Origin of the sequence: Stenotrophomonas sp. Br8 (assembly GCF_014763005.1) — a bacterium.
GTDB classification, from domain to species: domain Bacteria; phylum Pseudomonadota; class Gammaproteobacteria; order Xanthomonadales; family Xanthomonadaceae; genus Stenotrophomonas; species Stenotrophomonas lactitubi.
Window position 1 is genome coordinate 12,331 of record NZ_JACGTN010000007.1, and the last position, 10,638, is coordinate 22,968.

The 10,638-nt window shown below is 66.1% G+C and carries 10 protein-coding genes; 3 read left to right on the top strand and 7 right to left on the bottom strand.

Translation table 11 applies throughout. From position 1 onward, the window contains the following. Positions 1-2: 2 nt before the first annotated feature. The 4 genes from lldR to H3005_RS06590 all read right to left on the bottom strand — a co-directional run bounded on the left by lldR (position 3) and on the right by H3005_RS06590 (position 4,013). Positions 3-767: a transcriptional regulator LldR gene (gene lldR, locus H3005_RS06575; protein ID WP_089235949.1), complete on the bottom strand. Its 765-nt coding sequence runs from the start codon at positions 765-767 to the stop codon at positions 3-5. Positions 768-819: 52 nt separating this feature from the next. Further along, positions 820-2,478, bottom strand: coding sequence for an L-lactate permease (lldP, locus tag H3005_RS06580; RefSeq protein ID WP_100552786.1), 1,659 nt, complete (start codon positions 2,476-2,478; stop codon positions 820-822). Positions 2,479-2,656: 178 nt separating this feature from the next. Continuing rightward, the gene (locus H3005_RS06585; protein ID WP_100460309.1) at positions 2,657-3,106 is read right to left on the bottom strand and encodes an MgtC/SapB family protein; all 450 of its coding nucleotides are present in this window, start codon (positions 3,104-3,106) and stop codon (positions 2,657-2,659) included. Between the two features lie 148 nt (positions 3,107-3,254). Beyond that, on the bottom strand, positions 3,255-4,013 hold the full coding sequence (locus H3005_RS06590) for an SDR family NAD(P)-dependent oxidoreductase (RefSeq protein ID WP_100552787.1): 759 nt from the start codon (positions 4,011-4,013) through the stop codon (positions 3,255-3,257). A gap of 127 nt (positions 4,014-4,140) precedes the next feature. Here H3005_RS06590 and H3005_RS06595 point away from each other — a divergent pair, with 127 nt between their 5' ends. Both H3005_RS06595 and H3005_RS06600 read left to right on the top strand, forming a co-directional pair. After that, positions 4,141-4,473 (top strand): hypothetical protein, encoded by a 333-nt coding sequence (locus tag H3005_RS06595; RefSeq protein WP_100552788.1) that lies wholly within the window; start codon positions 4,141-4,143, stop codon positions 4,471-4,473. Positions 4,474-4,564: 91 nt separating this feature from the next. Further along, positions 4,565-5,518, top strand: a complete 954-nt coding sequence (locus tag H3005_RS06600; RefSeq protein WP_100552789.1) for an AraC family transcriptional regulator — start codon at positions 4,565-4,567, stop codon at positions 5,516-5,518. A gap of 247 nt (positions 5,519-5,765) precedes the next feature. On the opposite strand, the gene H3005_RS06605 is transcribed toward H3005_RS06600, so the two are convergent. The 3 genes from H3005_RS06605 to H3005_RS06615 all read right to left on the bottom strand — a co-directional run bounded on the left by H3005_RS06605 (position 5,766) and on the right by H3005_RS06615 (position 9,623). Further along, positions 5,766-7,676, bottom strand: coding sequence for a CocE/NonD family hydrolase (locus H3005_RS06605; protein ID WP_191077818.1), 1,911 nt, complete (start codon positions 7,674-7,676; stop codon positions 5,766-5,768). Between the two features lie 202 nt (positions 7,677-7,878). Then, a complete protein-coding gene (locus H3005_RS06610; protein ID WP_191077819.1) occupies positions 7,879-8,265 on the bottom strand; it encodes a DUF4440 domain-containing protein in 387 nt (128 codons plus the stop codon). Beyond that, positions 8,265-9,623 carry an MFS transporter gene (locus H3005_RS06615; RefSeq protein WP_191077820.1) on the bottom strand — a complete coding sequence of 453 codons (1,359 nt, stop codon included), beginning with the start codon at positions 9,621-9,623 and terminating at the stop codon, positions 8,265-8,267. The genes H3005_RS06610 and H3005_RS06615 overlap by 1 nt, the downstream gene beginning before the upstream one ends. A 104-nt stretch (positions 9,624-9,727) precedes the next feature. On the opposite strand from H3005_RS06615, the gene H3005_RS06620 reads away from it, so the two are divergent. Next, positions 9,728-10,624 carry a LysR family transcriptional regulator gene (locus H3005_RS06620; protein ID WP_191077821.1) on the top strand — a complete coding sequence of 299 codons (897 nt, stop codon included), beginning with the start codon at positions 9,728-9,730 and terminating at the stop codon, positions 10,622-10,624. Positions 10,625-10,638: the final 14 nt, after the last annotated feature.

The following is a 10,638-nucleotide window of genomic DNA, read 5'->3' on the forward strand; positions in this document are numbered from 1 at the left end:
GGTCAACCGTGTGGGGAAGGCAGGCGCGAGGCCCGCGTACGCCGGGCTTCGTTGTCGTCGAGCGTGCGCAGCGTGGTGTGCACGAACTCAAGATGGGCATGCGCGGCGGCGCGCGCACGTTCGGGATCGCCTGCCAGCACCGCATCCATCATTTCGCGGTGCTGGTCGGACAGCGGCGAGAAGGTCCTGGCCGAGGTGTACAGCTTTTCACGGCTCTGCGAGATGTTGGTCTGCAGCAGCTCGAACAGACCACGCATCACCTGCAGCAGCACCAGGTTGTGCGACGCTTCGGCGATGGACAGGTGGAAGGCCGCGTCGGCCTCGGCTTCGCCGGTGGGGTCGTCCTTGCCATGCGCGTCCATCATGGTCTGGAACGCCTGGGCGATGCGCGCGCGGTCCTCGTCGGTGGCGCGCAGCGCCGCGTGCCAGGCCGTGGCGCCCTCCAGCGCGTGACGGATCTCAAGCACGTCGAAGCGGTATTCCGGGTCGCCCTGGAACAGCGGCAGGTACGGCACCAGGGGTTCATCCAGTGCCTGCCGTGCCCGTGCGGCGGGCTCGCTCACATAGGTGCCACCACCCACGCGCGCGGTCAGCAGACCGTGGCTGGCCAACTGTGCGATGGCCTCGCGCAGCGCGGTCCGCGAGACCCCCAACTGAACCGCCAACGTGCGCTCGGCCGGCAGCCTGTCGCCCGGCTGCAACTGCTGTTCCTGCACCAGCGCACGCAGCTGCGCGGCCACCTTGTCCGAAACCCGTTGTGTGCTCATGGCGCCATTGTGGCCCGAAGCACGCCGCTGTTGGTCGGCCCGCGCTGCATGCTCAGGGAATCATCCAGGTCAGCCAGTAGGCCTGGGCCAGGGTGATCAGGCCGACCATCGTGGTGAAAATCAGGCTGTGCTTGACGGTGAAGCGGAACAGGTCCGACTCCTTGCCGGCCAGGCCCACCGCCGCGCAGGCAATGGCAATGGACTGCGGCGAGATCATCTTGCCGGTGACACCGCCGGTGGTGTTGGCTGCCACCAACAGCACGTCGGACACGCCGATCTGCTGCGCGGTGGTGGCCTGCAGCGCCGAGAACAGCGCATTGGACGAGGTATCCGAGCCGGTCAGGAACACGCCCAGCCAGCCCAGGAACGGCGAGAAGAACGGGAACGCCTTGCCGGTGTGCGCCAGTGCCAGCGCCAGCGTGGCCGACAGGCCCGAATAGTTGGCGATGAAGGCGAACGCCAGCACCATGCCGATCGAGAAGATCGGCATGCGCAGCTCGCGCACGGTTTCACCGAAGGTCTGCAGCGCCGACCGCGCCGGCATGCGCAGGGCGATGATCGCGATCACCGCAGCGAGGATGATCGAGGTACCGGTGGCCGAGAACCAGTCGAACTTGTAGACCGCTTCGTAGCTCAGCGGCGCATCGACGATCGGCGGCATCTTCTGCACCATCTGGTCCAGGCCCGGCACCGGAATCTTCAGCACCCAGCCTTCAAGCGGGCCACCGGCTGCGAACAACGACTTGAACGGCTTGATGCTCCACACGGTAACCATCGCGGTGAGGATCAGGAACGGCGACCATGCCTTGGCAATCTGGCCAATGCTATGGCGCGGCGCTTCCAGTGCCTGTGCGGCCGCCTCGGCGCTGGTTTCGGTATCGAAGCGGAAGATCCGCACCGGCTTCCAGCGGCGCAGGAACAGGGTCAGGCAGACCAGCGACGCCAGCGAAGCGGTGATGTCCGGCAGTTCCGGGCCGATGAAGTTGGAGGTCAGGTACTGGGCGATGGCGAACGAGCCGCCCGCTACCAGCACCGCCGGCCAGGTTTCCTTGATGCCGCGCCAGCCATCCATGATCGCCATGATCCAGAACAGCACGATGATGGTCAGGAACGGCAGCTGGCGACCCGCCATCTGGCCGATCTCGAAGGCGTCCAGGCCTGTCACCTGCCCCGCCACGATGATCGGAATGCCCATCGCACCGAACGCCACTGGCGCGGTGTTGACGATCAGGCACAGGCCGGCGGCATACAACGGCTTGAAGCCCAGCCCGACCAGCAGCGCGGCGGTGATCGCCACCGGCGCACCGAACCCGGCCGCACCCTCCAGGAAGGCACCGAAGGCGAAGCCGACCATCAGCATCTGCAGCCGCTGGTCTTCGGTGACCGACAGGATCGAGGCGCGGATGATGTCGAACTGGCCGGTCTTGACCGAGACCTTGTACAGGAACACCGCGCCGATGATGATCCAGGCAATCGGCCACAGGCCATAGACGAAGCCGAAGCCGGCCGCGCCCAGCGCCTGCGCCACCGGCATGCGATAGAACAGCAGGGCCACGCCAAGCGCGATGGCCACGGTGATGGTGCCGGCGATCCAGCCCTTCATGCGCAGCACTGCCAGGGCAACGAAGAAGAAGGCGATCGGCAGCAGCGCGATCAGGCTCGACAACCACAGGTTGCCAGCGGGGTCGTACACGTGTTGCCAGGGCTGCATGAGGGCTCTCGACAGGAACAGGAGGTTCCCCACCGCGTGGGGGCGTCGTGTCCGTCATTATTGGTCGTACCACTTTGACCGATGATCGGACCACAGGCGCGAATTGAACCGCCAATCCTGCGAAGAGCCTATTAGACCATAGGGCTATACGAAATTATTGGTCTTACCATTTACCGGCTTACAGCTTCTTCTCAACCCGTCGGATCAGTGCGAGCACCAGCACGCACAGCACGCTGACGCCGAGTGCGATCACGTACTTGCCGATGCCCACGGCAATACCGATGGCCGCCGCCATGATCAAAGAGCTGGCCGTGGTGAGCCCGCTGACCTGGTCCTCGCGGTTTCCACGCAGGATGGTGCCGGCGGCGACGAAACCGACGCAGGCCACCACCGCTTCGATCAAGCGCACCGGGTCGACCTGCAGCAGATCGCGGTAGCGCTCCTGCTGGAAGTGTTCGGCCACCGAGTCACCGAGGCCGACGATCAGCGCAGCGGCACCGGCAATCAGCATGTGCGTGCGCAGGCCGGCAGCGTGCTTGCCCATCTCGCGCTCGACGCCCAGCACGCCGCCAAAGACCATGGCGGCGGCCACGCGCAGCAGAATGGACATGTCCTGGGTGAGTTCCATAGGGGGGGCTCCGGTAGTTTCCCGGAGCGTTGCGCGGCGGCCGTGGGATGGGGGTGAAGGCGATGGCACGCCCTCTTCACCGCACGGATTCATCCACGCATGGCATGGATCTGGTGATGACCGCCATGCGTACCCCTGTTGCACACGGTTACTGCGCCAGATAGCCACCATCGATGGCGTAGTAGGCACCCGTCGCGAACGAGGCATCGTCGCTGGCCAGCCAGGCCACCAGCGCGGCCACTTCCTGCGGCGTTCCCAAGCGCTTGAGCGCATGCCGCCCTTCCAGCGTTGCACGCACCTTGGCGTCCATCTTTTCAAGCAATGGCGTGTTGATGAAGCCCGGGCCCACCGCATTGATGCGGATGCCATCGGCGGCGTGCTCCCATGCAGCCGTCTGGGTCAGGCCGACCACGCCGTGCTTGGCCGCCGCATAGGCGGTCGAGCCGGCATAACCCACCTGGCCCAGGATGGAGGCCATGTTGATGATGCTGCCGCCGCTGCCCACCGCACGCATCGCCTGGATCTGCGCCCGCTGGCACAGGAACACGCTGGTCAGGTTCACATCCACCACGCGTTTCCAGCCATCGATCGGGTAGTCGCCACTGCTTGCCGCTGGCCCGCCGATGCCCGCATTGTTCACCGCGATGTGCACGCCGCCCAGTTCCTTCACCGTGCGCTGCACCGCCGCTTCCACCGCCGCTTCGTCGGTCACATCCAGCGCGATTCCGATGGCCTCAGCGCCCTGGCTGCGCAGCACGGCTACTGTTGCATCCACCGCTTCCTGCTTCAGGTCCCAGACCGAAATACGCGCACCGGATGCAGCGAGCGTTTCCGCTACCGCCAGGCCGATACCGGAAACACCGCCGGTCACGATCGCGGTTTTTCCGTTGAGCTGGTAATCAATCATCTGTGGTCTCCATGTGTTGGGAATCGATGCGGACACAAACGTCCGACCTCACCGACACTACGCTCTTCTTCGTGACGAAAGCGCTGCATGGGGGATACTTGCGCGCATGCCCGGCAAAGAAACTCCCATGCGTACAGCCTGCGTTCCGCTTACTGCCGATGCCGAACGGCGGCTGGACACTGATTCCTGCCTGCCCGGCGACCTGTACGAGGTGATGCTCAGCGATTCCACGGTCGATCTTCTGTTCGACAGCGGGTTCTTCACCACCCTCAATACCCGTTTCGGTCTGCTCTTTGACCGCTACGAAGACGAATCGATCACCCGCACCGAGCAGTTGCAGTACGCACGCGCATTGCTGCGCGACCTTCAACTTGGCCGTAAATGCCAATCGATTGACCCGCTGGATATCGCATTCGGGCTGGCATTGGAGAAAATGACGGGGATCTATTTCTACCTCTGAAAGCGCAGGACCGATCCGCGCTGCAGGTGCACGATGGAACGTGCGGGCACATCGTCGCCGGCACCCGTCTTTTATTGTTGAGCGCCGAGCGATGTCCCGATATTTCACGTTTGCCGATTACCGCCGTTTTGGCCAGCGACACGGCTATGACTACCGTGCCGAGCCAAGCCACCTGCGCGAAGAACAGTGGGCCGGGCACGGCGACCTGCACGAACAGACCCTGCGCGGGGGCATGAGCCTGCTCGCATCGGATGTGCACAACCGCATCGCCTATACCGCCACAGCGCACGAAAGGCCCGGCCTGGTCATCCGCGTGATGCTGCAGGGCCAGGTCGACGTGCAGGTTCCCAACCGCAGTGATTTCAGCCTGCGCGCAGGCACCGCAGTGACCACCAGCCACCGCGACCATGTGGCGATGGTCGGCGTCCATCCGAGCAATACGCGCCTGCGTGGCATCAGCCTGTTGGTGCCCGCCGACCTGGATCCGGACGTGTTCCAGCAACCGCAGCTGCAACAGGCGTTGCGCGCGTCGCTGGAATGCCGCCATTGGGCCATCCCGCACGCGATGCTGCCGACCCTCGCGCAGTTGTTCGACAGCCCTTGGCAGGACGATCTGGATGCACTCTGGCGCGAAGGCGTGGCGCTGCAGCTGCTGACGGTGGGCCTGCAGGCCGATGATCTGCACGTTGAAGGCGCACGCATGCTGCGCAGCGGCCAGCGCAGCCGGCTCGAGCGTGTGCGGGCCTTCCTGCACGATGACCCCAGCCATGCGCACAGCCTGGTCGAGCTGGCCCAGTTGGCCTGCATGAGCCCCAGCGCGCTGCGCCGGCACTTCGTCCAGGAATATGGCTGCTCGGTATTCGACTACCTGCACGAACAGCGTATGCGTCATGCCGAGCAGGGCCTTCGCGAATCCGGCTGGAGCGTGGAGCGGGCCGCTGCAGAAACCGGCTATCGGCATCCCAGCAACTTCGCCGCGGCATTCCGCAAGCGCTTCGGGCTGGTGCCCAGCCGCTGGCGCACCGGGCCATCGAAGGTCGGCTGAAGCCATCTGCTCTGGTAGGTGTCGACCTTGGTCGACACGCTTTCGCGTCATCGCGGATGCCGGCCAGCGGCCGGCACTACCGGCATCGCGCAGCCCCGATCGACATGCTATGGCTCAGCTCTGGTAGGTGTCGACCTTGGTCGACACGCTTTCGCGTCATCGCAGACGCCGGGCATGGCCCGGCGCTACCAACATCGTGCGCCGCCCCGGGTAGCGCCGGGCCATGCCCGGCGTCACCCCCTCCGCCTCAATACACCGGCAGCTCGATGTAGCTGGCCTGCGCGGCGCTGTGCCACACCCGCTGCGTGGCCTTCTGGTAATCACCCGGCTTGGCCAGGTAGATGTTGGGCACGTAGGTCTGCGGGTTGCGGTCGTACAGCGGGAACAGGCTGGACTGCACCTGCACCATCACCCGGTGGCCCTTCTGGAAGGTGTGGTTGGCATTGGGCAGGTCGAAGCGGTACGGCAGCACCTGGTTGGCCGCCAGCGCCTTGGGATCGCTGAAGCTCTCGCGGTAACGGCCACGGAAGATCGCCAGTGACACCGGCAGCTCATAGCCGCCCATTTCCGGCGTCGATGCCTCCTGGTCGGGATAGACGTCGATCAGCTTCACCACCCAGTCGCTGTCGGTGCCACTGGTGGACGCCTGCAGGTTCACCACCGGCGCGCCACCGATGCGCAGCGGCGCGGTCAACGGCTCGGTGATGAAGGTCAGCACGTCAGGCCGGCCATCGACAAAGCGCTGGTCCTTGACCAGCCAGGTGGTCCACATGTCGCGGTCACCGAAGCGCACCGGCCGCGGTACGAACGGCACCGGCTTGGCCGGATCGGACACGTATTCCTCGAAGTCGCCCTCGCCCGTCGCCGGCGCCTGGAACGCCAGCTTGCCACCGGCACGCAGGTACAGCGGCTTGCTGTTTGCCGCGCACGCCTTCTCGCAGCTGCGCGGCCAGCCCTGCAGGCGGTCCCAATGGTTTTCACCGGTGTTGTAGACCAGCACCGGTGGCGTATCGGCCTTCGGCGCGCCGTCCACCAGGTACTGGTCGAAGAACGGCTTGAGCACGTCGCGGCGCAACTGCAGCGCGGTATCGCCATCGAATTTCAGCGCCCCGAGTTGGCTGCCGTCATAGTTCACCTGGCTGTGCCGCCACGGCCCCATCACCAGGTAGTTGTGGGTGTTGCCGGTATCGCGCCCTTCCATCGCCTGGTAGGCATGGTTGGCACCCCACATGTCTTCCTGGTCCCACAGGCCCTGCAGCCACATGGTCGGCACCTTCAGCGGCGTCTTCGCCATCACAGCATCCAGCGCCTGGCCCTGCCAGAACGCATCGTATGCCGGGTGCTGCACCAGCTTCTTCCACCAGGTCAGCTGGTCCACGCCGGTGAAGTGCGCATAGTCGCCGGCCGAGCCGATGCGCAGGAAAGTGCTGTAATCGTCGTAGCCCAGCGAAGGCAGCGGCGTGCCCTTGCCGCGCTTCTCGGTCTGCATCGCAAAGTAGTTGAAATTGACCTGACGGAAGGCGCCGTAGTTGAGCCAGTCGTCGCCCATCCAGCCATCGACCATCGGGCTCTGCGGCGCTGCCACCTTCAGTGCCGGGTGTGGATCGGTCAGCGCCATCACCACGGTAAAGCCTTCATACGACGAGCCGAGCATGCCGACCTTGCCATTGGTTTCCGGCACATGCTTGACCAGCCAATCGATGGTGTCCCACGCATCGGTGGAATGATCGACCTTGGTACCGTTCAGCGGCCCGCGCAGCGGCCGGGTCATCACGTAATCGCCCTCGGAACCGAACTTGCCACGGATGTCCTGGAACACGCGGATGTAGCCGCCATCGACGAACACTTCATCGCCCTGCGGCAGCAGATCGCGCATGCGCGGAGAATCACTGCGGCTGGCGCGGCCGGCGGCGTCGTACGGTGTGCGGGTCAACAGGATCGGCGCGTTGTGGGCGCCCTTGGGTACCACGATCACCGTATACAGCCTGGTGCCATCGCGCATCGGCACCATCACCACGCGCTTGTCGTAGTCGCGGCCCACATCGGGAGCGATGAAGGGTTTTCCGCTGATGTCCGGGGTCATCGGCGGCGTGTCGGCGGCCAGCACGGTGCTGGACAGGCTCAAGGCTACGGCAACAGCAACGGCACGCACACGCATGGACATCACCTCCCGGCAGGAAAGGCCCCAGCCTACTCCCGTAGCCCCCGGCAAAGCGCGTGCCTGCTTTGCATTCTGCGGCGTTTACAGGCAGGACTGATGGCACATGTGCGGGCTGCAGCCGCTGCGCTCGCCGGGCATGGCCCGGCGCTACCCGTTCGCGACCAACCACGGTAGCGCCTAGCCATGCCCGGCGGATCCATCACGCCATCGTTACCTCATGCAGCGCCAGCCAACGCCAGCGACCGTCTTCCTGCCGCAGCACCGCCAGCGATTCCCTCCACGTGGTTTCTCCCGCGCCTACGGCATGTCCCTCGCGGTAGCGCAGCACCGCCAGCGGCGACGGGGCGTCGACCGCCTGCACAGCCTCGATGGCGATCTGCAGCCCAGGTCGTGCACCGTGGCCGCCTGCGAACAACGCCTGTACTGCACTCCGGTCCAACCTGCGTCCGGCAATGCCGACCATGCTGAAGTCCGCGCAGAAGTGCATCATCAGATCGTCCAGCGCATCGGCCGCGACCTCTGCGCGGAACCAGGCCTGCAGCTTGTCATGCAGAAGGTGGATTTCGTGTTCGGCAGTCATGTCCATCAAGCAATCTCCGGAGTGGAAAGGGAATGCAGCTGCGACCGGCGCAGCAGCGCCAGCGGCAACAAGGTGAGTACGGCGGCCAGGCCCAGCGCCACGCCGGTGGCATGCGCCGGCCACCACTGCATGGCCAGGGCCAGCAGCAGGGCGATGGCCGCGGTACCCAGGCAGAAGCTGAGCTGGCGGTTGAGGTTCCACAGCGCACTGGCATCGCCCAGCGCCTCCGCGTCCACACCATGGAACGCCAGCGTCTGCGCGGTGCTGCTGCACAGGCTGCCTCCGGCGCCCATCAATGCGAACAGCATGGCGGCCAGCACAAACGACGGCTGTGATTGCAGCGCCATCAACAGCAGACCGCTGGCCTGCAGGACCATGCCCAGCCGCAGCACTGTGCCCGGCCCGAAGCGCGCCAGCAGTCGCCGGCTGCCGGTGATCGCCAGTGCCGAAGCCAGCGCCCACGGCAGCATCAGGGCGCCGATCTGCGCGGCGCTGTAACCAGCGTGGTTCAACTGCAGGGTACTGGCCAGCTGGCTGCCGATGAACACGCCCGGCACTGCCAGATACACCAGCATCGCCATGCGCAGGCCCCTGTGTGACAGCAGCGACCAGCGCAGCAGCGGCTGCGGCTGCCGGCGCGCATGGCGCAGATGGGCGATGGCCAGCACTGTCGCCAGCAGCAACAACCCTGCACCGGCAAAGCGATGGCCGGGCTCACCCAGCCAGGTCAGCGCCAGCAGCAACGCGCCCAGCGCAGACATCGCAGTGGTCAGCGCATAGCCCAGCAGGCGTGGCGCGCTGCGCCGGCCATCGGCTGGCATCCACGCCAGTACCAGGGCGATCGCCAGCACCGCCAGCGGCAGGCTTGCCCACAGCACGCCGCGCCAGGACAACCATTGCACCAGCAGGCCGCCAAGGGCCGGTGCCAGTGCCGGCACCAGCAACGCCACCAGCAGGATGCGCCGGGTCAGCGCACCGCGTTGTTCAGGCGTGCACTGCCGGTACGCCGCCGCCTGCGCCACCGGAATCAGCAGGCCACCGGCCAGCCCCTGCAGCAACCGCCAGCCCAGCAGCCAGCCAATGGACGGTGCGGCGCCGGCCAGGCCCGCGGCCACCGCGAACAGCAACAAGGCAACCAGCAGCAGGCGACGCTCACCGCAGCGCGCGGCCAGCCACGGTGCCAGCGGAATCACCACGCTCAGGCCCAGCATGTAGGCGGTGCCCACCCAGGCCAGGGTACCGACGTCCGCATGCAGCTCGGCCGCCAGCGCCGGATAGGCCACCGTGGCGATGAACATGTTGACCAGGTCCAGGGCGAACACCAGCAGGAAGATCGACTCATGGCGCAGGCGCGGGGAAGGCATCAGCAGGCTCCAGCAGCGAAGGCGCCAGCATGGCGGACCGGCGTTGTTGGAAAAACACGACGACAGCTGCAACACTGTCAAATCTGCTTTGACAATAAGCCACCATGGTCAGCCTCGATCGCTTCGATATCTTCCGCGCCGTGGTCGAGGCCGGCAGCCTGACTGCCGCCGCCGAGCGCCTGGGCCTGAGCCGTGCCGTTGTCAGCTTCAACCTGAAGCGGCTGGAGCAGGAGCTGGGGGTGACCCTGCTTTTGCGCAGTACCCGCCACCTGGCGCTGACCGAGGCCGGCGAACAGTTCCTGCAGCACTGCGTGCAGGCACTGGATGCCGCGCAGGCCGCGATCGATGCCGCACGCCGCGACCAGCATCAGCTGCAGGGCATGCTGCGCCTGACCACCACCCCGGAGTACGCGCAGCTGCGGCTGATTCCGGCACTGGAAGCCTTCCGCACGCAGCATCCAGCGCTGGTGCTGCATCTGTCGACGTCGCCCGCACCGGCCGACCTGATTCCCGAACGCTTCGACCTGGCGATCCGCCTTGGCCGCCTGCCGGACTCGGGACTGCATGCCAGCGAGCTGGAGCGGCATCCGTTGTGCGCAGTCGCCGCGCCGGCATTGCTGGCCCGCCTGCGGTCCGCTGAAGCGGCGGACGATCCGGCACAGTTGAGCACCCTGCCCCGCCTCGGCTATCCGCGCCTGGCCGATGTGCCGGTGGTCGCACCGGATGGCAGCGATGCCCTGTTCGCCACCAACCCGGGCAACGCAGTGGTACGCGTGGATGGGGCCAGCAGCCTGCGTGCGTTTGCCCTTGCCGGTGCAGGCGTCACCGTGCTGCCACGCTGGCTGATCGAAGACGATCTCGCCCACGACCGCCTGCGGCCCGTTCTGCGCCAGCACCGCTTTCCGCAGCAGAGCGTGTACGCGGTATACCCGCACAGCACGCAGCCATCGCCGAAGGTGCGGCAGCTGATCGATTTCCTGCGCGTGTGGTTTGGAACATGAAAAGGGGACGGAGG